At 40.1% G+C, this 24815-nt stretch carries 21 protein-coding genes, 1 tRNA gene and 2 pseudogenes; 5 read left to right on the forward strand and 19 right to left on the reverse strand.

The window, feature by feature from the left end; all coding sequences use genetic code 11:
• Positions 1-165: 165 nt before the first annotated feature.
• The 7 genes from PSI06_RS06480 to PSI06_RS06510 all read right to left on the reverse strand — a co-directional run bounded on the left by PSI06_RS06480 (position 166) and on the right by PSI06_RS06510 (position 5624).
• On the reverse strand, positions 166-786 hold the full coding sequence (locus PSI06_RS06480; protein ID WP_004587856.1) for an FKBP-type peptidyl-prolyl cis-trans isomerase: 621 nt from the start codon (positions 784-786) through the stop codon (positions 166-168).
• A gap of 69 nt (positions 787-855) precedes the next feature.
• The gene (locus tag PSI06_RS06485; protein WP_029772511.1) at positions 856-1242 is read right to left on the reverse strand and encodes a hypothetical protein; all 387 of its coding nucleotides are present in this window, start codon (positions 1240-1242) and stop codon (positions 856-858) included.
• A 54-nt stretch (positions 1243-1296) separates the two neighbouring features.
• Positions 1297-1387, reverse strand: a tRNA-Ser gene (locus tag PSI06_RS06490).
• A gap of 128 nt (positions 1388-1515) precedes the next feature.
• Positions 1516-1893: a hypothetical protein gene (locus tag PSI06_RS06495; protein WP_024034084.1), complete on the reverse strand. Its 378-nt coding sequence runs from the start codon at positions 1891-1893 to the stop codon at positions 1516-1518.
• 204 nt (positions 1894-2097) lie between these two features.
• Positions 2098-2646, reverse strand: coding sequence for an NAD(P)H nitroreductase (locus PSI06_RS06500; RefSeq protein ID WP_273603257.1), 549 nt, complete (start codon positions 2644-2646; stop codon positions 2098-2100).
• A gap of 242 nt (positions 2647-2888) precedes the next feature.
• Positions 2889-3572 carry an HvfX family Cu-binding RiPP maturation protein gene (locus PSI06_RS06505; protein WP_273603259.1) on the reverse strand — a complete coding sequence of 228 codons (684 nt, stop codon included), beginning with the start codon at positions 3570-3572 and terminating at the stop codon, positions 2889-2891.
• 90 nt (positions 3573-3662) lie between these two features.
• Positions 3663-5624, reverse strand: a complete 1962-nt coding sequence (locus tag PSI06_RS06510; protein WP_273603260.1) for an oxidoreductase — start codon at positions 5622-5624, stop codon at positions 3663-3665.
• A gap of 219 nt (positions 5625-5843) precedes the next feature.
• Between PSI06_RS06510 and sppA the strand changes: the two genes are divergently transcribed.
• Positions 5844-7709, forward strand: a complete 1866-nt coding sequence (gene sppA / locus PSI06_RS06515; RefSeq protein WP_273603261.1) for a signal peptide peptidase SppA — start codon at positions 5844-5846, stop codon at positions 7707-7709.
• An 81-nt stretch (positions 7710-7790) separates the two neighbouring features.
• Positions 7791-8801 (forward strand): asparaginase, encoded by a 1011-nt coding sequence (gene ansA, locus PSI06_RS06520; RefSeq protein ID WP_024034079.1) that lies wholly within the window; start codon positions 7791-7793, stop codon positions 8799-8801.
• Between the two features lie 65 nt (positions 8802-8866).
• Here the strand turns inward: ansA and gndA are convergent, their stop codons facing one another.
• Positions 8867-10240: an NADP-dependent phosphogluconate dehydrogenase gene (gndA, locus tag PSI06_RS06525; protein ID WP_273603262.1), complete on the reverse strand. Its 1374-nt coding sequence runs from the start codon at positions 10238-10240 to the stop codon at positions 8867-8869.
• 384 nt (positions 10241-10624) lie between these two features.
• On the opposite strand from gndA, the gene pyk reads away from it, so the two are divergent.
• Positions 10625-12061, forward strand: a complete 1437-nt coding sequence (pyk, locus tag PSI06_RS06530; RefSeq protein WP_273603263.1) for a pyruvate kinase — start codon at positions 10625-10627, stop codon at positions 12059-12061.
• A gap of 62 nt (positions 12062-12123) precedes the next feature.
• Here the strand turns inward: pyk and PSI06_RS06535 are convergent, their stop codons facing one another.
• The 10 genes from PSI06_RS06535 to thrS form a co-directional block, all read right to left on the reverse strand.
• Complete coding sequence (locus PSI06_RS06535) at positions 12124-12948, reverse strand: LytR/AlgR family response regulator transcription factor (protein WP_004587846.1); 825 nt, start codon at positions 12946-12948, stop codon at positions 12124-12126.
• A complete protein-coding gene (locus tag PSI06_RS06540; protein WP_024034075.1) occupies positions 12945-14018 on the reverse strand; it encodes a sensor histidine kinase in 1074 nt (357 codons plus the stop codon). Before PSI06_RS06540 ends, PSI06_RS06535 begins: the two co-directional genes overlap by 4 nt.
• A 229-nt stretch (positions 14019-14247) precedes the next feature.
• Complete coding sequence (locus tag PSI06_RS06545; RefSeq protein ID WP_273603264.1) at positions 14248-15804, reverse strand: SulP family inorganic anion transporter; 1557 nt, start codon at positions 15802-15804, stop codon at positions 14248-14250.
• 129 nt (positions 15805-15933) lie between these two features.
• Positions 15934-16392, reverse strand: coding sequence for an Lrp/AsnC family transcriptional regulator (locus tag PSI06_RS06550; RefSeq protein ID WP_002960703.1), 459 nt, complete (start codon positions 16390-16392; stop codon positions 15934-15936).
• Positions 16393-16482: 90 nt separating this feature from the next.
• Entirely contained in the window at positions 16483-17124 is a 642-nt protein-coding gene (locus PSI06_RS06555; protein ID WP_273603265.1) for an MBL fold metallo-hydrolase, read from the reverse strand.
• Position 17125: 1 nt separating this feature from the next.
• On the reverse strand, positions 17126-18943 hold the full coding sequence (locus PSI06_RS06560) for a M14 family metallopeptidase (protein WP_273603266.1): 1818 nt from the start codon (positions 18941-18943) through the stop codon (positions 17126-17128).
• A gap of 420 nt (positions 18944-19363) precedes the next feature.
• Complete coding sequence (gene rplT / locus PSI06_RS06565) at positions 19364-19726, reverse strand: 50S ribosomal protein L20 (RefSeq protein WP_004587841.1); 363 nt, start codon at positions 19724-19726, stop codon at positions 19364-19366.
• Positions 19727-19741: 15 nt separating this feature from the next.
• A complete protein-coding gene (rpmI, locus tag PSI06_RS06570; RefSeq protein ID WP_004587840.1) occupies positions 19742-19942 on the reverse strand; it encodes a 50S ribosomal protein L35 in 201 nt (66 codons plus the stop codon).
• Between the two features lie 211 nt (positions 19943-20153).
• Positions 20154-20714: a translation initiation factor IF-3 gene (gene infC / locus PSI06_RS06575; RefSeq protein WP_024034072.1), complete on the reverse strand. Its 561-nt coding sequence runs from the start codon at positions 20712-20714 to the stop codon at positions 20154-20156.
• A 59-nt stretch (positions 20715-20773) separates the two neighbouring features.
• The gene (thrS, locus tag PSI06_RS06580) at positions 20774-22684 is read right to left on the reverse strand and encodes a threonine--tRNA ligase (RefSeq protein WP_273603267.1); all 1911 of its coding nucleotides are present in this window, start codon (positions 22682-22684) and stop codon (positions 20774-20776) included.
• A 383-nt stretch (positions 22685-23067) separates the two neighbouring features.
• Here thrS and PSI06_RS06585 point away from each other — a divergent pair, with 383 nt between their 5' ends.
• Together PSI06_RS06585 and PSI06_RS06590 are read left to right on the forward strand one after the other, a co-directional pair.
• The gene (locus PSI06_RS06585; RefSeq protein WP_273603268.1) at positions 23068-23514 is read left to right on the forward strand and encodes a DUF3010 family protein; all 447 of its coding nucleotides are present in this window, start codon (positions 23068-23070) and stop codon (positions 23512-23514) included.
• A gap of 169 nt (positions 23515-23683) precedes the next feature.
• Positions 23684-24691: pseudogene (locus PSI06_RS06590) on the forward strand (AMP-binding protein); the annotation flags it as partial.
• A gap of 20 nt (positions 24692-24711) precedes the next feature.
• Here PSI06_RS06590 and PSI06_RS21655 read toward each other — a convergent pair.
• Positions 24712-24815, reverse strand: a pseudogene (locus PSI06_RS21655) (IS982 family transposase); the annotation flags it as partial.

The raw sequence follows: 24815 nt of genomic DNA on the forward strand, positions 1-24815 counted from the left end.
CGTTTGTAGCGCAGGTAGCAAGTTTATCTTTCCCCCAAAATAACTCACTTAATTATGCGGATTGGCCTAAATTATTAACGTTTTTAAAGCTTGGTATAAAACCACAAGACACAAAAAAGCCGCGGTCAAGACCACGGCTTTTTAAATACTGACTTAATAACTGAATTAAGAAAGGATTTCGTGTAGCTCAACGTCAAATACAAGCGTTGAGAAAGGTGCAATTGCAGCACCTGCGCCACGTTCACCATAAGCAAGCTCATGAGGAACGTAAATACGCCATTTAGTGCCTACTGGCATCATTTGTAAAGCTTCAGTCCAACCTTTGATCACGCCACCTACTGGGAATTCAGCTGGTTGACCGCGCTCGTAAGAGCTATCAAATACTGTACCGTTAATTAATGTACCGTGGTAATCAACACGTACTGTAGACTCAGCAGTTGGCTTTTCGCCTTCGCCTGTTGCTAGTACTTCGTATTGTAAACCAGACTCGGTAACAGTGATTTCAGGACGCTTAGCGTTTTCTTCTAAGAATGCAATACCTTCAGCAGAAAGTACTTTTGCTTCTTCTTCACGACGCGCTTGGATCTCTTCGTTAATTTTTTCAAATGCAGCTTGGATCTCAGGGATCTCAACTTGAAAAGCGCTACCAGCGTACGCATCTTTCATGCCTTCAAATACTGAATTTAGGTTTAAGCCTTCAAAAGGGTTAGACTTAAGTTGCTCACCCATTTGTAAGCCAATACCGTAACTTGCTTTTTCAGCATCTGTAGTAAAATTATCTGACATAATGTGTTTTTCACGTTTTGTTAGTTAAAAGACGCGTACATGCTAACATAAAATAAAACCGGTTTGGGGCTAGTTTTTACTGTGTTTTACCTTAATTTTGCCAACTATGTAGCTACAAAGGGGTAAACTGAATAAAAATCCAACAAGCAATGGCCACGCTAGTAAACCGCCACTGCCAAACAGCACCAATGGCACTAATACTAAACCAACTAAAGCAATAAAAGCTGCGCCAATAACAGGCCAATGCGTATCGTATTTAGTAATAAGATGCGCAGTTAATACGTTAAAGCCAATACCATACACAAAGGCGGTGATAAGCGTTGCGTCTGGTTGTGCATCTGCTGCCATTTTTATTAATAAATTAATCGCGCTTTGATAGCAGTAGCCAAATACAATCCACAGTAGTACATGCTTTACTAAGCGTTGCGATGTTGTAAGGTTTGCTTCTTTTGACATTTATTAAACTCCACAAAGCAAAAAACCGCCCATAAGGCGGTTTTTTTTAAATAATGGTGGAGAGATAGGGATTTGAACCCTAGATAGGCTACAAACCTATGCCGGTTTTCAAGACCGGTGCATTCGACCACTCTGCCATCTCTCCGTACGGCGCGAATAATAGGGGGTATTGGGCAACTTGTAAAGACCTAAATGTAAATAATTAGCTAAAAACAGCATTTGGTTCAAAAAATCACCACAAATAGCTAAAAACCTAGGTTGCGCGTTACCCTATTAATAATATTGCTTTGGTCTGCGTGCAATCCACGAACAAATTAAGCACAGTAATAAACTAAGTGCTAAAAATGTAACGCTTTGAAATATTAAATCAAAACGGTTTAAATCATCACTTGGTACAACCACAAATAAAAATGCAGGTAATACACTAAGCAATAACACATAAAAACAAATTTTAAAGGCCCGACCAAAATCAAACCTTTTAGACTGCTGCATCCACCAGGTTAATAAAACAAGCATTCCCATAGCAGAGCCAGCTATAAAATGTGCAGTATTCGTGCTCATTGCCACATAAAGTGTAATAAAAGCACCCACTATTCCCCAAATTGACCATGCCAGCCAATTCTCTTTTTCTTGTAAAAATAAATTTCCCATCGTTTTCGTCTTCTTTATCGTTATTTTTATTAAGACTTTCCATACTTTAACAAAAAACAACCGATTAAAAAACAAACTGAAGAAGAAAAAGTTAACCTATATTGCTTCCGTGCACTTCTCACAGCTAAATCAAAAAAGGGCGAGCCTAACAGCAGCAACCTTAATGCTATATGACTGCGCAGAAGTGCAATAGTTCATTATTTATTATAAATAAGTGAAGTAATCATCTGGTTTATGCTTAGCTGCCTTTTTGCACTCAATCTCTGGGGTGCCTAAATATAAATACCCAACAATTTCATCTTGCTCGTCTAAATTAAGGGCATTTTTGACTGCTGTGCTTTGTGCAAAATACCCTGTACGCCATACACCACCTAAACCTTGTGCAAATGCGGCTTGTTGCATGGCAAGTACACTGCAACCGGCGCTTTGTACTTGCTCAATACGCGGCACTTTTGGATGGGCTTGATACTTAGCAATAGCAATAATGATCATCGGTGCGCGCAGCACAAGCTCTTTTGCGCGTTTAATCACTTTTTCTTCTTGCTGCTCAGCAACGGCGCTTTGATGGTATATCTCACCTAATTTATGGCGGGCATCACCTTGAACGACAATAAACTGCCAAGGCGCAATACATCCGTGATCAGGCACCCGTAACGCAGCTTGCTTTATTATATCGAGCTGCTCTGAATTTGGCCCTGGGGCGGTTAATTTAGGGTCAGATTGGCGGGTTAGTAAAAGCTCAATAGCATCCATAGCGTACTCTCATAATTCAAAACGTTAGAGTACCATTTATGCCTTTAAAAAATAAACCCTGCTTAATTATCAATTTTATTAAAACCCTACTTATTCTCTCGTCTTAAAGCGCCATTACTGCGTAAACAATATTCATATACCACTGTATAAATCCGAGATAGGCGCGATGCGTTTAACACACGTTACAAACAAAAAGGGCGTATAAAAAATATTTATACGCCCTTTTTAAACCAATTTTTTTGCTACTCTTTTACTACTGCACGCCTGAGCCAATAATCAACACTAACATAGCGACCGCCACCTACAAAAAACAAGCTAAGTAACATGGCAAAATAAATAGCAGAAAATTCAATACCGTTATTTATTATGGAAGGTTTACCTTTTTCATATAAGTAATCAGTAAATCCGTGCTCTTCAACTATACCCCTAATTTTACCTATACGTTCTTGTACTTCTAGTGAGTTTTCAAGGCTTTCTTTAGCCCCTGGAATTGATAACCAATCAAGTACTTGAGCTGAACTGGTTGTAGGGTTTGATGGCGCTATAGCAAACCAACCATTATGCCAATGTACTGTTGTTGCTGCCACAACCATTGTAAACATCAGCGGAATGCTTACTAAGCGGGTAAATAGCCCAAAGAGTAAAAACCACCCACCTAAAAATTCACTCCAGCATGCTAAAAAGGCAAGTAAGTCTGGAAATGGTAAACCTAAACCCCATTCACTATTGCCAAACCATTGCACAACGCTTGCATCAGCAAGAAAATAGCTAAAAAAGCCGTCGGTTTCTCCACTTAGGGCTAATTTATTAAAGCCCGCAATAATCATTACGGGGGCTAAAATTAAGCGAAAAAGTAACGCGGGTAATCCGTCGGCATACGATAGATTACCCATGATTTTATTATACAAACGAAATAATTTACTCATGTGTGGCCTGCTTTGTCAGTGTTTTAAGTTATGGACTCTATACACACAAGACCTGAGGGCACTGTAAATTATTTCATTTTATTAACACTGTTAAATGGCTCTGGCCACTTGAAGCGCTTCAAAAATTGCACGCTTTGCATCAATTGCTGCTGCTAATTTAGCGCCACCAATAACATGTACCTTTGCATTTTCCCGGTGTTGCTCAAGCACTTCATTATTAGAAACCTGCCCTATACACGCAATAACCGTATCAACCGGCAGTACTTGTTTTTCTCCGGCAACAGTAACTGTAAGGCCATTTTTATCAAAACTGTGGTACTGGCAATCAGCAATTTGTTTAACACCATGTTGCTTAGCAACTTGACGATGTATCCAGCCTGTGGTTTTTCCAAGCCCGCTACCAAAGCGCCCTGCACTGCGTTTTAGCATGTATAATTGTCGCTCATCTTTGTGCGGCTCTGCCTCGCACTCAATACCCCACTGCTTTTTAAACTCAGGAATAGATTGCGATTTATGCTCACTTAAAAAAGCAACCATATCAAAGCCAATACCGCCGGCACCTAAAATGGCTATTGATTTGCCCAGCTCGACCTCACCGTGTATAACTTCATCATAAGCAAATACACGCTTAGAGTCTGCGCATTCAATTGCAGCTTCACGCGGGCGTACACCTGTGGCAAATACGATGTCATCGTATTTTTGTAACATTGCATCATCGTAGGCTTTACCAAGCTCTACATTTACGTTGAGCCTTTCAAGTTCATTAGTAAAGTAGCTAAGCGTATGGTTAAAGTCTTCTTTACCTGGAATTTGCATAGCTAGATTAAATTGGCCGCCCATTTGTGTTTTTTGATCGATAAGCGTTACTGTGTGCCCTTTTTCAGCCAAATAACAACTTGCCGAGAGCCCAGCAGGGCCCGCGCCAACAACTAATACATTTTTAGCGTTAGAAGCTTTATCTAACGGGTAATCAAGTTCAAAGGCGGCTTGTGGATTAACTAAACAGGTTGCACGTTTATTTTTAAATACGTGGTCTAAACAGCCTTGGTTACAGCCAATACAAATATTTATTTGTTTAGTTTGCTGATTTTGATATTTGTTAAAAAACTCAGGATCGGCCAATAAAGGGCGCGCCATTGAAATTAAATCGGCTTCATTATCGTTAAGGATTTGGTTGGCTATATCCGGCGTGTTAATACGGTTTACAGCTATAACAGGTACATTCACCACTGACTTTAATCGTTTTGAAGCCTCTTTAAATGCTCCAGGAGGCACCATACTGGCGATTGTTGGCACGCGTGCTTCATGCCACCCAATGCCAGTATTAAAAATATCAACACCGGCCTGCTCAAGTGCTTTTGCCTGAATAGTGACTTCATCAGGGGTTGAGCCATTCGGGATTAGGTCCATGACAGATAATCTAAAAATAATTAAAAACGTATCTGATACTTTAGCCCTAACGGCTTTAACTATTTCAAGCGCTAATCGCATTCTATTTTCTAGGCTGCCACCAAATTCGTCATCGCGTTTATTGGTGTGTGGCGCCATAAATTCATTAATTAAGTAACCTTCAGAGCCCATTACTTCAACACCATCGTAACCTGCTTTTTCTGCCATATAGGCAGAGTGCGCAAAGTCTTTAATGGTTTTTTTAATCGAGCCTAACGACATTTGTTTAGGTTTGTATGGATTTATAGGCGCTTGAATAGCGCTCGGGGCTTGGTTAAACGGATGATAAGCGTATCGACCAGCATGTAAAAGCTGCAAACATATTTTTCCGCCATGTTTATGAACGGCGCCTGTGTATGCACGGTGTTTAAATACATCATAATAGCTGTTAAATGATGAAGAAATAGGCGTTAATTTACCGCGCAAGTTAGGGCTGTAGCCCCCGGTAATGATCATGGCCGTGCCGCCTTTAGCACGCGCCTCGTAAAAAGCACTTAACCTTTTGCGGTTGTGCCAGCCCTCTTCAAGGCCTGTATGCATTGAGCCCATTACCAAGCGGTTTCGTAATTGTGTGTGTTTTAATTGTAATTGTTGTTCTAACATCCTGTGCCCCGTTAACTGGTCTAACCTGTATACATTAGCTAATTCTGCTTTAATGGCAAGTAATAAGCAATATGTGCCTGCATTTAATTAAAAATACGATTAAAAACGTATATTTATGTTACCTCATAAACACTTCGTTACGATTTAGCAGTTAAAATTATTTTTATTCTAGGCTAAGATGGAACTAATGTATTAGCTGTACCAAATTAAGGAGCTATTTTGATAGCAAAGGTATTTAGAGGTATTTGGGCTGGAATAAACTTTTCTCGTCGTTTAATACTCAACATTTTGTTTTTATTACTGGTTGTTGTATTTTTTATGTCGCTATCAAGCGATGACGATACAATAATAATAGAAGATGGCTCTGTACTTAGGCTTAATCTTAATGGGCCTATTGTTGAAGAGAAAACATATATAGACCCTGTCGAAGCAGCTATTAACGATGCTACGTCTAATTCAGAAGCACCTAGTGAAATTTTACTTGATGATGTAGTCAAAGTGATTGATGAAGCCACTAATGACGAGCGCATCAGCGTTATCTTACTAGATTTGCAAGAAATGCCGAAAGCCCACCTAAATAAGCTAAAGCGTATTACTAAATCGTTAGATGCCTTTAAGCAAGCGGGTAAAAAAGTGATTGCATCGGGCTACTATTACACTCAATCGCAATATTATATTGCATCGCATGCCGATGAAATTGCAATGCATCCTTATGGTTCGGTAGCCATTGAAGGCTATGGAATGTATCCACTTTACTTTAAAGAAGCACTAGAAAAACTTAAAATAACGCAGCATATTTTCCGTGTTGGTACGTTTAAGTCGGCGGTAGAGCCGTTTATTCGTAACGATATGTCTGATGCTGCTAAAGAAGCAAACCGCGTTTGGCTTGGTGCATTATGGAGCGAATATAAGCAAGATGTTGCTGCGGTACGCCCTTTTGATGAATCTAACTTTGACGAAACCATGGATGCTTACCTTGCTAAAATGAAGGCGGCAAATGGCGATGCAGGTAAATATGCACTTGACCATCAATGGGTCGACTCGCTTAAAACAACTCAGCAAATTCGCCAACAACTCATTGATTTAGTTGGCGCACAAGAAGACGGTAAAACATTTAAGCAAATGTCTTTTCGTGAATATTTAAGCTTAGTTAAGCCCCCTATCGAATTTGATAACCCAATTACAGAAAAAGTTGCTGTAGTTGTTGCTAAAGGTACGATTGTTGATGGTGAGCGCAAAGCAGGTGAAATTGGCGGCGATTCTACCGCAGCATTACTTCGCAAAGCACGCCTTGATGATAAAGTAAAAGCGGTTGTTTTACGTATTGATTCAGGTGGCGGCAGTATGTTTGCTTCTGAGGTTATTCGTGCTGAAGTATTAGCACTTAAAGCCGCAGGCAAACCTGTAATCGCATCAATGAGCTCAGTTGCTGCATCTGGCGGTTATTGGATTGCCTCAGCAGCTAACGAAATTTGGGCAGCACCAAGTACTATCACCGGCTCTATTGGTGTGTTTGGTACATTTATGACTTTTGAAGATACTTTATCTGAAATTGGTGTGTACTCAGATGGTGTTGCAACGTCAGAAATGGCTGGATTTTCTATTACTCGCCCGCTTAATGAAAAAATGGCGCAAGTTATTCAAATGAGTGTTGAAGAAGCTTATAGCCGCTTTATAGATGTGGTTGCTGATGCGCGCAATATGACACCAGAGCAAGTTGATAAAATTGCGCAAGGGCGTGTGTGGATTGCTTCACAAGCACAAGAGCTTGGCCTAGTTGATAAGCTTGGTGATAAACAAGATGCGATTGATGCCGCAGCGGCACTTGCAAAACTTAATCACTACGAAGTGAAAACAATTAAGCAAGACCTAAGCCCGCAAGAAAAAATGCTGCAAGATATTTTTGGCAGTGCATCCGTTAAATCTATGCTTGGCTTAAATACAAATACAGCCTCTGTTTTAGCCACTCAAGCTAATATTAACACGGTGATAAAGCGCCTAAGTAGTGAAGTAGCTGATCTAAAAGATTATAACGATCCGCAAGGTGTATACGCACGTTGTTTAGAGTGTAGCGTTGCACAATAAAAGTGCACGTATTTACTCAAGCAGCTGTATTTAAAACAACTTAACGTTATACTAAGCCCAGTTTTTTTACTGGGCTTTTTTATGAAACGTAAACGCATTTATATCGCATACACTGGCGGTACCATAGGTATGAAAAAATCGAGCCGTGGCTACATTCCGGCTGAAGGTTTTTTAACAGAAACAGTGGTCAATAACGCAGAATTTAACCGTGAAGAAATGCCCCTTTTTGATATTCACGAGTACTGCCCATTAATCGATTCATCAGATATGTCGCCAGCGCATTGGCAACTAATAGCTGATGACATTAAAAGCAAATACCACGATTACGATGGTTTTGTGGTACTTCATGGCACTGATACAATGGCTTACACAGCCTCTGCCCTGTCGTTCATGTTCGAAAACTTAACTAAACCCGTTATTGTTACTGGCTCACAAATTCCTTTATCGCAATTACGCTCTGACGGCCAAGTTAACTTATTAAACGCCATGTTTTTAGCGGCTAATTACCCTATTGCTGAAGTGAGCTTATTTTTTAATAACCAATTATTTAGAGGTAACCGAGCCACGAAAGCACATGCCGATGGTTTTAATGCTTTTGCATCTCCAAACCTAGAGCCTTTAGCGTTATCTGGAATTAATATTCAGCTAATTAAAGGTCAGCTAAGCCCTTATGTAGAAAACGAACTACAGGTAACCACCATTACACCTCAGCCAATTGGTGTACTTTATTTATACCCAGGCATTAGTAAAGACGTGGTTAAAAGTTTGGTGAATGACAATATAAAAGCACTGGTATTGCTTAGCTTTGGCGTAGGTAATGCCCCACAAGACCCCGACTTTTTAGACGTGCTAAGTGAGGCAAGTAAACGCGGCATGGTTATTGTTAATTTAACGCAGTGTTTAAAAGGCCATGTAAATATGGGCGGCTATGCTACGGGTAACGCGTTATTAAATATTGGTGTAATAAGTGGCTACGATATGACACTAGAGGCGTGTTTAACAAAGCTGCATTATTTGTTTAGCCAAAACCTAGAAATTGAAACGATTCGCCATTTAATGCAAGACAATTTACGCGGTGAATTAAGCCGCTAATTTAGTTACCAAAACGCAAAAGGCACGCTAAATAGCGTGCCTTTATTAATTTATAAACGCGTTAATTATCTTACTTTCGCGTCTATACCCACTAAGTCAGTTAAGTGGCACACTTCACCTGAGTGAGTTTTAATACCATGCTCACCAAAGTAATCACGCTGAGCTTGTACTAAATGCCCATTACTTGGTGTGGTTAATGTTGCTAAATACGTTTGTGTTGATGCAAGTACAGGGAACGCTAAGCCAGTCATCACAGCTTGCCCAGTTACTTTGCGAAGCGCATTAGATTCATTTTCAAGCGTATCAATGTATTCAACGCCTTGCGCTACGCTATCTAGGTAGTCAGCACGAATAATACAACCGGCACGCCATGTTTGCAGTGTTTTAGACAAGTCTACTTTCCACTGATGGGTACGAGATGCCCCTTTAATTAACGCTAAACCTTGGCGATACGCTAATAAGCTCGCCAATGTAAAGGCATCTTTTAGCTCTTCAAGGTCAATATCAACCTTGCTTGTAGCTTTAGCGGCATATGTCATTTCTTGTGCAGCGGTAGTGTCACATACATTGGTTAAGTGGCGAGCTTGCACCGCAGCAACCAGTGAAGGAACAGCAATACCTAGCTCAAGTGCATTTTGCGCAGTCCACAGGCCTGTGCCTTTTGCGCCTACTTTATTATCAATTAAATCAACTAGCGGCTCTTGCTTGGTGTTTTCAAGAGATAAAATATGGCTAGAAATAGCAAGTAAGTAGCTATTTAAGTGACCGGTAGACCAGTCATCAAAAATTTCAGCCACTTCTTTTGGTGAGCGACCTGTACCAATACGAAGTAGTTGATACACTTCAGCAATAAGCTGCATAATTGCGTATTCAATGCCGTTGTGAACCATTTTTACAAAATGGCCACTGGCCGATTGACCAACGCGTGCAAAACACGACTCGCCATTGTAGCTAGCGGCTACTTTTTCAAACCACGGTTCGATTCGCTCCCAACCGCCTTCTGAGCCACTTGCCATCATTGCAGGACCATGACGAGCGCCTTCGGCACCGCCAGAAATACCCATGGTGGCAAATTCAAATTTGTTTTGATACTTAAGTTTACGATTAATGCCGTCTTTGTAGTTACTGTTACCACAATCTACAATCATATCGTTACACTGTACGCCAGCTTCAACAAGCTCATTACACACAGCATCAACCAGTTCGCCTGCAGGCACTAATAATAAAATAGAGCGAGGTGCTTCTAAACGCCTTACCATGTCTCCTAAATCAGAAACAATATGAAGTCTATCGGCCATGCCTTGCGATTTAGCACAACTTAATAACTCTTCACCCGCATGTGGGTTTTTATCATATGCGACTAACGTTATGCCTTTTTCAATCATGTTTAAGGCAATATTTTTGCCCATAACGCCTAACCCGACTAATGCAACTTGCATTTAGTGTCCTCCTCGGTAACAACTATTTGGTTAGTAAACTAAGTAATTCATTAAATAATACCGCGTGCATTATACTCATACCGTCATAAAATGCGAACGTTGAGCTAATACAGCATGCTTTTTTATTACGCTATTAAAAAGCACTGCAATTGTATCAAATATGAGGGCTGTGCGGTTACAAATACTCTGCGTATTTTGAATTTAAGATCATTGACGGATTTTGACACCGGTGTCATAATGATGACATATTCGTTTTGTATAAAATAGTGGCAATACTAACTAGTTTGCCTATAACTAAAAATGTTTATACATAAGTTATAAGTATTTTGAAGTCACAAAATAACCGTCAACCTGCTTACACATCTAAGCACACAGGAGAATTTGATGCTAAGACGCACAAAAATAGTCGCTACACTTGGGCCTGCAACAGATCGAGATAACAATCTAGAAAAAATTATTCGCGCTGGCGCTAATGTAGTACGTTTAAACTTCTCACATGGTGTTGCACAAGATCATAAAGACCGTGCACAAGCTGTACGCGAGATAGCCACAAAATTAGGTAAACATGTTGCTATCCTTGCAGACCTTCAAGGCCCTAAAATTCGTGTTTCAACGTTTAAAGAAGGTAAAGTAAACCTTGAAGTAGGCGCTAAATTCACCCTAGATGCAAAAATGGAAAAAGGTGAAGGCGACGTAAACGCGGTAGGTATTGATTACAAAGAATTACCACAAGATGTGAGCCCTGGCGATTTATTACTATTAAACGATGGCCTTATTCAACTAACCGTTGAGCAAGTAGAAGGCCACTTAGTGCACTGCTCGGTTACGGTAGGTGGTGTATTATCAAATAATAAAGGCATTAACCGTTTAGGCGGTGGTTTAACAGCCCCTGCGTTTACAGAAAAAGACAAAGAAGATTTAATCACTGCCTCTGAAATAGATGTTGATTACATTGCAGTATCATTCCCACGCAGTGGCGATGATATGCGTTATGTACGCTCTTTAGCAGAAGCTGCAGGCTCTAAAGCACAACTACTTGCAAAAATTGAACGTGCAGAAGCAGTAGAAACACAAGAAGCCGTAGATGACATAGTTTTAGCATCAGACGCTGTAATGGTTGCTCGTGGCGATTTAGGTGTTGAAATTGGTGATGCTGCGCTAATGGGTAAACAAAAACTCATTATTCGTCGCGCTCGTTCATTAAACCGTACTGTTGTAACTGCAACACAAATGATGGAATCGATGATCGATAACCCAATGCCAACACGCGCAGAAGTTATGGATGTGGCAAATGCGGTACTTGATGGTACTGATGCTGTTATGCTTTCAGCAGAAACCGCTGCCGGTGATTACCCTGAAGAAACAGTCGCTACAATGGCACGTGTTTGTTTAGGTGCAGAATCGCAAAAAGAAACCCACGTATCTAAGCACCGTTTAGACAGCCGTTTTTCTAACAATGCAGAATCTATCGCGCTTTCAGCTATGTACGCTGCTAATCACTTAGATTCGGTTAAAGCCATTGTTACCTTAACTGAGTCAGGTAGCACCGCTAAACTTATGTCGCGTATCAGCTCTGGTTTACCTATTTACTCGCTTTCACGTCATGCAAGTACGCTAGGCCAAACAGCGCTTTATCGTGGTGTTTACCCTGTGTTTTTTGATTCTACAAAAACTGAAAAAGACGGAATGGTTAAAGCCGCACTTGATACCCTTGTAGCACAAGGTTCATTACACTCTGGCGATACAGTAATTATTACTCACGGTGACTCAATGGAAACTGTGGGCGCAACGAACACAATGAAAATTGTAACTGTAGCGTAATTTCTGCCTTATATAAAAAATGCGAGCTAAGCTCGCATTTTTTATGCCTGTAAAATATCAAACTAGCTGGCTAGCGCTGCTTTTACTTTATCGCGGTAGCTTCGGCTTACTTTAAGCTCTTGTCCGTTTTCAAGCACTAATAAATACTCACCGCTTACTTGTGTAACCAGCTTGCTTATTTGTTTTGTATTTACAATTGCACTGCGGTGAACGCGCACAAACAAATGAGGGTCGAGCTCTTGCTCAAGCTCTTTCATTGTTTTGCGCAAAATATGTGTTTGCCCATCTTGGCAATGTAAACACATATAATCGCCGGCGGCATCAACCCACTGAATTGTCGCAACCGGGACACGAATAATTTCACCCTGCTCTTTTACCGCCAGTGATTCTGGGTAACGTTTGTCGGTTAGGGTATCGCCTGTGGCTAATTTTTTAAGTATTTCTTCACAGTTATTACCTGTAATACCGGCAACAAAACTCGCTAGTTTTTTCTTATGGGCGTTGTCTTGCTGTGTTTTTAAGTAACTATGCACTTTTTCTACCGCCTGTTTTAGTCTGTTATCGTCAACGGGTTTTAAAATGTAATCCAAAGCATGAATTTCAAATGCCTTTACTGCAAATTGATCAAATGCAGTAACAAACACAATCGCGGGTAACGCTTTAGTGCTTTCGCTTAAGGCACGGGCAACTTCAAAGCCATTCATTCCTGGCATTTGTATATCTAAAAAAACTAAGTCTATTGGGTGCTCTTTACATGCTTCTATTGCATCAGAGCCTGAACTACACAGTTTAACTACTTCTATATCAGTATATTCTTCAAGTCTTACTGCTAAGCCCTTTCTTGCTAATGGTTCATCATCAACAATGATGGTTTTAATTTTAGTCATTTCTTCACAGCCTTCTCAAACGGTACTCGCAGATTAACTTTCAATCCACTTGGCGTATTATGTGATAATACAAACGAATAATTATTTTCATAGAGCGTTTTTAATCTGTCTTTGGTATTTGCCACCCCTACCCCTTGTGCATTTACAAGTTGTCCGTCTATTAGTTCGGTACCGGGGCCATTATCACCTACTTCAAGTAGTAGCTCGTTGGCAAAAACCTGTGCTTTTATGTCTATCACACCGCCTTGTGACATATGCGCAATGGCGTATTTAATTGCGTTCTCAATTATCGGTTGCAAAATTAAGCTTGGCACAAGTGCCTCTTTTGCTTGCTCGCTTACATCTACATTTACTTTTAAGCGCTCATCAAATCTAACCCGCTCTATTTCTAAATACAGCATTAATGCGTGTAGCTCTTGCTCTAAAGGCACTTTTTTAATGGGATCGGTATTTAGTGTATAACGCAAAAAGTCGCTTAACCTTGCCACCATTAAGTTAGCATCTTTGTTTTCTTTTACCAAAACTAATGTAGAAATAGCATTGAGCGTATTAAATAAAAAATGCGGGTTAAGTTGATATCTGAGCATTTTTAATTGCGCTTCATGGGCCATTGTAGTTGCTTTAAGCGCTTTTTGTCGCTCACTTTGTAATAGCTGATAATACTTTATGCCAAAGTATAAGCCACTCCAACATAAAATTATATAAACAGAGTCTAAGCCATGCTGTAAATAATAAAACCAATCTTCTGGGCGATAACCATGGCGGTATATTTCCCATAAATTAAATTTTTGTACAATTGCCCACAATGTACCTGTAATGTACGAGGCACCAAATACAACCACCATTAATATCCACGGCGATGCATTCCAGGTTTTTCTATAAATATAACGAAGTGGGACTGTCATTAAACAGCCCGCATAGGCATTTAATAATATAACGAACACGTAAATATCACGCATTTCAAATACTTTAGAGCCGATATAATTTACAAGCGCATAACCAATCCAGCCTGCAATTTGCAATAGCCAAAAAAAGCGTTGCCTGTTATCAACTAAAGATTGCCAATTCAAAATAAAATACAACTCCGTATAAGTTAGCCAATAAGTTAAAATTACGTTAGCTAATTTAACCACTGGTTTGGATATTATATCGATTATTACAAAGTGTTAGCAGTACCAACTGTCTTAATTTTTAAGAGCCTTACCGCAAAGTTAAGCCAATAAAAAAGCGAAAGGCTTTAACCTTTCGCTTTTAAAATGCCGATTCAATCAGCTAGTATGGGCAAAGCCACCTTATATACTAGGCAAGTTTATCAGAGGCTACTTTATAAGTTGGGTCTTCAATTACGTTCACCTCAACTAAGTCACGCGCTTTGTGTAACAGCTGCTTACAGTCTTTACTTAAATGACGTAAGTGAAGCTGTTTACCTGCTTTAGTGTACTTATCAGCTAAGCTGTCGATGGCTTCTATGGCACTGTGATCCGCAACACGGCTGTGTTCAAATTCAATAATTACATCTTTAGGGTCGTTTTTAACATCGAATAACTCAGAAAAGTTTTTAACTGAGCCAAAAAATAACGGACCGTGAAGCTCGTAAACTTTAGCACCTTGCGCATCAATGTAATTAGTTGTGTAGATATGTTTTGCATGATTCCAAGCAAATACCAAGGCAGAAACAATAACACCAACACACACGGCAATCGCTAAATCGGTTACTACGGTTACGCCAGATACCAATACAATTACAAAGGCATCAGACAGTGGTACACGCTTCATCATTTTAAAGCTTGCCCATTCAAACGTACCAAGTACAACCATAAACATAACACCTACAAGCGCAGCCAGTGGGATCATTTCAATTAAACTTGAAGCAAATATAATAAATGCAAGCAGCATTAGTGCAGCACTTATACCCGACAAGCGCGAGCGCCCGCCCGAATTAATGTTGATCATTGATTGCCCAATCATGGCACAGCCACCCATTGCGCCAAAAAAGCCACAGGTTACATTAGCAGCACCTTGGCCAATACACTCTTTATTTGAGTGGCCACGGGTTTCGGTAATTTCATCAATCAAGCTAAGCGTTAATAACGACTCAATTAAACCAATAGCCGCTAAAATTAATGCATACGGAAAAATTATATAAAAAGTTTCCAGGGTAAATGGAACCATAGGAATGTGAAATTCAGGTAAGCCGCCAGCAATGGTAGCCGCTTCATTACCTGTCATCCCTTTTAGGAAATCAAGTACAGTGCGCGAGTCTAAATCAAGGCCTATTACTAACGCCGTTACCGTTACAATAGCCACTAAAGAAGAAGGCACTGCAGTGGTGAGCTTAGGTAAAAAGTGAATGATAGCCATAGTTAATGCAACTAAACCTAACATGATGTAAAGCGGGTTGCCCGTCATCCATTGCTGGCCGCCTGCGCCATCTGGCACTTTAAACTGCCCAAGTTGCGCTAAAAATATTACTATCGCTAATCCATTTACAAAGCCGAGCATAACAGGATGAGGGACCATGCGAATAAACTTACCGAGCTTAAATATTCCCGCGAGTATTTGCAGTATTCCCATCAGCAACACCGTGGCAAATAAATACTCAACACCGTGATCAAGTACCAAACTTACCATTACAACAGCTAATGCACCGGTTGCGCCCGAAATCATACCAGGGCGGCCACCAAAAATAGCCGTAATTAAACCAACGATAAACGCGGCATAGAGACCAACTAAAGGTTCGACATTTGCTACAAAAGCAAACGCAACAGCTTCTGGAACTAAAGCAAGTGCTACAGTTAAGCCAGATAAAATATCGTTTTTAGCAGAGCTAGGCGCTTTGCTGAGTAAGTTAAACATTGAGTTCCTCAGGGGGTTATTAGGTTAGGATCGAAAAAGCGCTAAATGTTACCAAATTAGCGCTCATTTAACAATTCGCACACACCGTTATTAGCTTTCTTAGTATAGCTTAACTTTGTGTCGTTTATTTTATAGAGGAAGAGATGTACTGCGTTTTACACATGTCATGGTTACGTTAGAGTGTACCTCTTGAACGTATTCTAAGCTGAGTAAATTGTCACGTACAAAGTGCTCATAGCCTTCTATACCTTGTGAGATTATACGCAGCATAAAGTCCATGGTGCCGGCCATTGTGTAACATTCTGTCACTTCGTCATAGCTCATAATTAGCTTTTCAAATTCAGCTAAGTTTTTCTTGCCATGATTTGATAAGCGCACATGTGCGTATACAAGCATGTCAAAACCAAGCTTTTTCTCATCTAAAAGCGCAACTTTACTTTTGATATAGCCATCTTGTTCAAGCTTTGCAATGCGTCGCCAACAAGGTGATTGAGATAAGCCTACTTTGTCTGCAATTTCAGCAGTTGAAAGACTTGCGTCCTGTTGTAAAAGTGCCAAAATTTGGCGATCTACGTGATTTAGAGACATTTTATTTCTTATTTATCTAATAAACTGGTTAAATTATACAGCCAATTTAAAATTCCGTCTGCAATAATTTTGCATTTTCATGGATTTTAATTAACCAAATTGGCCACTTACAAATGGATTAGTGCGTTTTTCGTGGCCTACAGTGGTATCTTCACCATGGCCAGCTAAAATACGCGTGTTGTCATCAAGTGTTAAAATATGGCTTTTAATAGACTCAATGAGCTGCTCTGTATTGCCTTTAGGGAAATCTGTACGCCCTACAGCACCTTTAAAAATAACATCGCCAACAATAACGCATTGCTGATCAGGCTCATAAAACACAATATGACCCGGTGTGTGCCCAGGGCAATGCTTAACACTAAAGCTAAGTTTGCCAAGCGTTAATACATCATTATGATTAAGCCAAATGTCAGGGTAAAAAGCATCAATAGCTGAAAAACCAAACATTTGTGCTTGCATAGGCAGGTTATCAAACCAAAATGACTCATCTTTTTGCGGGCCAATAATTTGCACATTGTAGTGTGAGCGTAATTCATCGGCCGCACCTACGTGGTCTAAATGCCCGTGTGTAAGCCAAATAGCGCTCAGTACTAATTTGTGCTCACTAAGCGTGGCTATAATTTTTTGTGCATCACCACCTGGGTCTATCACCACAGCTTGCTTTGTTTCTATACAGCTAATTATTCTGCAATTTTGAGAAAAAGCAGTCACGGGTATCGTAATAACGTGCATATTAAATTTCTTTATCTTTTTGATCGGGAATAACGGCTACTTGCTCATACGACATTAAAATTGGGTATTTCAAATACGCTTCGTCATAAAATGGCGTGTGTGAATATAACCAGTGCAAACGTGCATTGGCATCTTGCGCAAATGCTTTATCTTGAAGTTTTTTATCAAACTCGAGAGCAAGTTTTGGGTTGTCTTTAAGCATTTTCCTTGCGTAAGGAATTAACGCGTAGTTTTCCATGTACTCTGTTCGTTGAAAAATTGTATTAAACTCACCCCACGCAAAAAATGAATCAGGAGCCTCTGGGTGTAATAAATGAACCGCTAACTCCCCTGCTTTTTGCTGCGTATTTACTTGATACCATCCGTCTAAATCTACATTTATTGCTGGTACATAATCAAAACTTGCAGAGACTCTAAAGCGCCCTTCAAATGGGGCTTTATCAAACGAGTAATCAAGTACTTTGGCAAGCTTTAAAGGTTGCGTATTCGCGCCTTTAAGTTTGTTTACTGACACCCCATGTAACTTAAGCTTTTCTATTATATCGCTATATACAGGCGGAACAAAAAACGCTTCAGGCACATCAACAACTCGTTCAACCTGTTTTTGCCAATAAATCGGTAAGTCAGTGTAGGTATAGGCTTTACCTAAATATTTCACCTCAGTTTGCCCCGAAAGCGCACTTACACTTGATGTGTATTCTACCCCTTTAAACTCACTGATTGTGTCTGCTTTTTTAGCATAACCTCGTTTAACAATTAGTTTCTCAGGTACAAATTCTTGCTCTTTTTTAACGGCGTTCGCAAGCTCATGACTGTACTGAGAAAGCGCGTTTATTGCCCCATCTAAAAATACATAGGTGCCTAATACGCGTTGTTGATAAGGTTTTAAAGAATGGTTTTCGACTAAAATTGTTGGTAATGATTTTAAATCGCCCCACCCATTTGAAAAACGCGGTGTAGCCACCCAACCTGCAAGGCCTTTTTTAAAGTCGCGTTTATCCATAACAAACACCAATGGCCCAGGTATATGCCCTTGCTTTTGTAATGTTTCGTCAATAACCGGCTTTATATACTGATCTAATGCATCAGATATAGCAGGCGATTCGCTTGCAAATACAGGGTTATAACCATAGGTCACATCGTACTGATAATCGGCGCCATCGGTAACATGCACATCAATGTATAAGTTTGGGTTGTAATCATTAATAACCTTTAAAACACTTCTCACCTCTGGTGTATCTAACTTAGTAAAATCGCGGTTAAGGTTTAGATTATTTGCATTGGTTCTAAAGCCCATTTTTTCAGGGCCGCGCTGATTTATGCGATTAAATGCGCTGCTGCGTTCATGCCCATCTACGTTTAAAATAGGAATAAAAAGTATGTTTACCTTTTTTAAAATATCACGGCGCTTACCGGTTGCAATATCGCGCAGTAACATAAACATGGCGTCTTTACCATCTATCTCACCTGCATGAATACCGGCTTGGATAAAAACGGTGGGCTTAGTGCTGTTGGCCATTTGCCCTGCTTCAAAAAAACCTTGTTCACTAGCAACCACCATTTTAATAGCGCGATTACTATTACTGTAGCCTATTATTTGAGACTGAAACTGCGTGGGATTTGCCGCTACAAGCCTATCTACAAACGCCATGGTATCGGCATAGTTTGGCGAGGCTTTACCCTGAGATAACTCAAAATCAGTGGTTAACGGGCCTTGCTGCTGTAATAATGAAACGCTATCACCTTGCCAAGGAATAAGAGGCGGTAAATGACTGTTATCTGCCACAATTGCAGATAAAAATAACAGGCTTGCAAACATAGTTTTCTCTAAAAAACGCTTTAATAAAATAAATTATACCAAGTAAACATAGCAATATTATAAAAGTGCGGTGATTCAACAAAAAAGAAAGCCCGTTTATACCCATGCACTTAATAAAGTGTTTATTAAAGTAGTTAATTTTAAGGCTGGGGAAAAGTGTCAATAGCTTGCTAAAAATTCGTTGTTTATACCAATCCGCTTAATTAAGAGATCTATTTTGAGAATGGATTAATGTGTTAATAGCTAGGGAAAATTCGCTATTTAGTTGTTCTAAACGAGAGTTTTTTAACGCAGATAGCGACACATTTAGCCATCAAAATAATAAAGTATCATTGCGGGGGGATATTATTCAGTGAGTCTTAAATTACAGGCACAAAAAAAGGAGCCTAGGGCTCCTCTTTATTACTTATTTAAAAAAGCTTAAGCTGCCGCTAGGCCTTCTTTTGCTTTTTCAACAAGCGCTGCAAATGCAACTTGGTCGTAAACAGCGATATCTGCAAGGATCTTACGATCGATTTCTACAGAAGTCTTTTTAAGACCATTGATAAAACGGCTGTAAGACAGACCATTTTGACGTGAAGCTGCATTGATACGTGCAATCCATAATTGACGGAAAGTACGTTTCTTAGCACGACGGTCACGGTAAGCGTATTGACCCGCTTTAGTAACTGCCTGGAAAGCTACGCGGTAAACACGTGAACGTGCTCCGTAGTAACCTTTAGCTTGCTTTAAAACTTTTTTGTGACGTGCACGTGCGACAACGCCGCGTTTAACTCTTGCCATTTCTAAAAACCCCTATTAAGCGAATGGTAACATACGTGAAACTAGACCATGGTCATTTTTATGAACCATCATCTTAGGACGTAGGTGTAACTTACGCTTAGAAGTTTTCTTAGTCAGAATGTGACGAAGATGCGCTTGTTTACGCTTGAAACCGCCAGAAGCAGTTTTCTTGAAACGCTTAGCAGCGCCTCTGTGACTTTTTAGCTTATAAGCCATTGCAATAACTCCAAATGTATTGCTTAAAAATTAGTAAGCAGGCGTGAGATATATTTCTATAGCTCCACTTTTAGGCCTAACTTACTGCCATATTCCGGTGAAAACCCAGCAAAAATGCCGCAATTTTACTTTAAAACCGGTTAGAACAGGTGAATATTTGCATATTACTTGGGTACCTGAGCTAAATTCGGTGCGTATTATCGCTTAAAAATTATTTTTTAGCAACAGGCGCCATCATCATAACCATTTGGCGGCCTTCAACACGATTTGGGAAAGACTCAACTACTGCAAGTTCTTCTAAATCAGCCTTAACACGGTTTAATAATTCGATACCAATTTCTTGGTGAGCCATTTCGCGGCCACGGAAGCGGATAGTAATCTTAGCTTTATCGCCAGCTTCTAAGAACTTACGTAAGTTGCGCAGCTTAACCTGATAGTCACCTTCATCCGTGCCAGGACGGAATTTGATTTCTTTAATCTGGATTTGCTTTTGCTTCTTCTTCTGCTCTTTTAGTTCTTTGCTTTTTTCAAAGATGAACTTACCGTAGTCCATAACCTTACAAACAGGCGGCTCAGCGTTTGGGCTAATCTCTACAAGATCAACACCCGCTGCATCAGCCATAGCTTGTGCGTCTTTTAATGACTGAATTCCAGCTTGTTCGCCTTCGATGTCGATTAAACGAACTTCTTGAGCTGTAATTTCTTCGTTAATACGATTTTTTTGAGCTGTTTGTTGCCCTTTCTTGCCGCCTCTAATGGTACGTTCCTCCAAGAATATCAATAATATAAGCGTGTAGTTGGCTGTTTGTGATTGCCCTACACGCTCGATTTTTACTGTCGATTTTTAATTTCTTCGCTAATTTTAGCTACAAAATCATCAACATTAAATTTGCCTAGGTCTTCACCTGTGCGGGTACGTACTGCTACTTCCTGTTGTTCAACTTCTTTATCGCCAACAACGAGTAAGTAAGGAATACGCTTAAGTGTATGTTCTCGGATTTTAAAGCCAATCTTCTCATTTCTCAAGTCAGCAGCGGCTCTAATTCCAAGTTTATTTAATTTTTGTACAATTTCGTGCACGTAATCTGCTTGTTTATCGGTAATGTTCATAATTACCACTTGCTTTGGAGCAAGCCACGTTGGGAATAAACCAGCGTATTCTTCAGTTAAAATACCGATAAAGCGCTCAATTGAGCCTAAAATAGCACGGTGTATCATAACTGGAGTGCGTCGTTCGTTGTTTTCTGCTACATAAGTAGCGCCTAAACGACCCGGTAATGCAAAGTCGAGTTGCACTGTACCACATTGCCACGCTCTGTCTAAACAATCGTACAAAGTAAATTCAATTTTAGGTCCGTAAAAGGCACCTTCACCTGGTAGGTAATCAAATTCAATGTCGTTTGCTTTAAGTGCATCGGCTAATGCAACCTCTGCTTTGTCCCAAATTTCATCGTCGCCGATGCGTTTTTCAGGACGCGTAGAAAGCTTAACTACAATTTTGTCAAAACCGAATGTCTCATATGTATCATAAACCATCTTAATACACGCTGAAACTTCGTCCATTACTTGCTCTTCTGTACAGAACACGTGAGCATCATCTTGTGTAAAGCCACGTACACGCATTAAGCCGTGTAAAGCGCCTGATGGTTCGTTACGGTGACAACAACCAAACTCGGCCATACGCAGTGGTAAATCACGGTACGATTTTAAACCTTGGTTAAAAATTTGCACGTGACCTGGGCAGTTCATTGGTTTTATAGCGTATTCGCGTTTTTCAGACTCTGTGGTAAACATGGCGTCTGAGTATTTTTCCCAGTGACCTGATTTTTCCCACAAAGAGCGGTCCATCATCATTGGACCTTTAACTTCTTCGTAGCTGTACTCACGCAGTTTTTCACGAACAAATTCTTCAAGCTCGCGGTAAATGCTCCAACCATCGTTGTGCCAAAATACCATGCCTGGCGCTTCTTCTTGCCAGTGCCATAAATCAAGCGCTTTACCAATACGGCGGTGATCGCGTTTTTCAGCCTCTTCTAAGCGTTTAAGGTACGCTTTAAGTTGCTTTTTATCGCCCCACGCTGTGCCGTAAATACGCTGTAGCATTTTGTTTTCAGAGTCGCCACGCCAGTAAGCACCAGCTACTTTCATTATTTTGAAGTTTTGGCAGAATTTCATGTTTGGTACGTGCGGGCCACGACACATGTCTACGTATTCTTCGTGGTGGTATAATCCTGGGCGATCATCTTTTGCGATGTTTTCGTCCAAAATTTCCATTTTGTATGTTTCGCCACGCGCTTCAAACGTATCGCGTGCTTCTTGCCAGCTTACATTTTTTTTCACTACGTCGTAGTTTGTTTTTGCAAGTTGCAACATACGCTTTTCAATAGCGTCTAAGTCTTCTTGAGACAAAGAGTGTTCCATATCAATATCGTAGTAAAAACCGTTATCAATAGTTGGACCAATAGCCATTTTAGCGTCTGGGAAAAGCTGCTTAACTGCGTGACCGATTAAGTGAGCACACGAGTGACGAATAATCTCTAGGCCGTCGTCATCTTTTGCGGTGATGATCTCAAGACGCGAATCTTCTTTGATCATATCGCACGCATCAACACGCTCGCCATTAACGCGACCAGCAATGGTTGCTTTAGCTAGGCCTGGGCCAATGTCGTTAGCTACATCAAGAGTACTTACAGGGTTTTCAAAACTACGCTGACTGCCGTCAGGAAGAGTAATAACTGGCATTATAAATCCTTACATACAGTGGTGACACCTACAATGTATCACGTGTATTTTTAAATAAATTAAATGAGAATGACTCGACAACGCTTTTACGAATAAGCATTGACTATTTTTCGCCATAAATGATTAATGTAGATGCTGAGTCTGCTCAACTACAAAAAAGATATTGTCGCGTGATAGAGTATCAATTACAAGTTTAAAGCGCGCTCATTACTTGAAATTTTACCTAAAATTGTCATTTTTTTGTTTTTCGCTCGCTAATTTAAATTAAGCATGTGACAACTTGAGTTTATTGATTATTAAAATGCACCTGCGCCGCCTTGCTCTCGCAATTTATTAGATGTTGGGTATAATACCAAGCAATTAAGTTATATTAGAGAACAGCAATGAGAACATGTGGTGTAGAAATTACCGGTAGTGATGTACTACTTTGTATTTTAAGTAAAGATAACGACGTATTTGATATTCGCGATGTGCGCCAAACACGCTTTACCTTAGGTAACGGTAACGACACTGAAATAATGCGTAAATTTCAATTTGATTTTGCAAAACTGATGCAAGATTACCAAATTGATTCTGTTGCCATTCGTGAGCGCCAACCTAAAGGTAAATTTGCAGGCAGTGCAAAGGGCTTTAAAATGGAAACAGCGATTCAATTAATTGAAGAGTTAGACGTTCGCGTGTTCTCAACGACCGAAATTAAAGAGCAGCTTAAACGCAACCCTATACCTATTGCGTTTGAAGACACAGGCCTTAAAAAGTACCAAGAAAACGCTTTTGTTAATGCCTATGTATACATTATGAAAAAAACCTACCGCAGCGACGAAATGTAAATTAATTCCCCTTTTTGTAGAAACGCGTAATAGCTCAATATTACGCGTTTTTTTATGCTTAAACTTTCCAAATACAAGTGTAAGACATTAGTCTACCCCCTCCCCTTTGTCGACAATTCGTGTTTATTTAATCAACAGGCCTTGGATAGATAAAAACATGGAGAATGTCATGAAAGCGACACAAACAGTGCTCAAAGAAGTAGAACAAACAAACACTATACCGCTATCAAATAGTTATTTTAAGGGGAGTCAAAGCACACCACTGGTAGAGCAAGCTATTGGAGAATACCTTGACTCAATTGTCGACAATAACCCTGAAGCACTCGCAGTTGTTGTTGCTCATCAAAATATTCGCTTAAGCTATAAAGAATTTCAGCAACAGATTGATCAGCTGGCTATGGGCCTGTTGGCATTAGGGGTAAAGCCCGGTGACAGGGTCGGTATTTGGTCACCCAATAATATACAATGGTGCTTAACTCAATTTGCCACGGCCAAAATCGGCGCAATCATGGTGTGTATTAACCCCGCTTACCGCCCAAATGAACTGCAATATGCCCTTAATAGTGTTGAATGCTCTACACTTATTACTGCCACAGCGTTTAAGGGCAGTCACTATATTAATATGCTACAAAGTTTAGCCCCAGAGCTAAACAGTTGCCAAAAAGGGGAATTAAAAGCCGCTCAGCTTCCTTCATTAAAAAATGTAATTTGCATAGGTGATGAGCCAGTAAATGGCATGTTTTCATTTAATGAAATTCTCGCTTTACCCTCAGAAGCCCACCAGTTAGAACTTCAAGCGGTGGCTAAAACCCTCAATTGCAATCAAGACATTAATATTCAGTTTACCTCTGGCACCACAGGAAACCCTAAAGGGGCTACGCTAACGCATAAAAATATTCTTAATAATGCACTGCTTGTTGCCCAAGCAATGCATTTTACTGAACGCGATAAGCTCTGTATCCCTGTACCGCTTTATAACTGTTTTGGCATGGTTTTGGGTAGCTTATTGTGTGTAAGTAAAGGCGCTGCGGCTATTTATCCTAGTGATTCTTTCGATCCAAAAACCACATTAGAGGTGGTACAACAAGAAAAGTGCACCGGACTTCATGGCGTGCCTACCATGTTTATAAGCGAATTAGAGCTTAATAACTTTAGTGATTATGATTTAAGTACATTAACCTCAGATCTGCATAAGAATTAAAGTCGAGTCACTTTTATACTCGGCTTTTTAGTCTGAAAAGTGTAGGCAATTAATCCAGCCATTAAATTAACCATAAATGAGATGCAGCTGCGGTGCCTTG

Source organism: Pseudoalteromonas sp. GABNS16E, from assembly GCF_028598715.1.
GTDB lineage: Bacteria > Pseudomonadota > Gammaproteobacteria > Enterobacterales > Alteromonadaceae > Pseudoalteromonas > Pseudoalteromonas atlantica.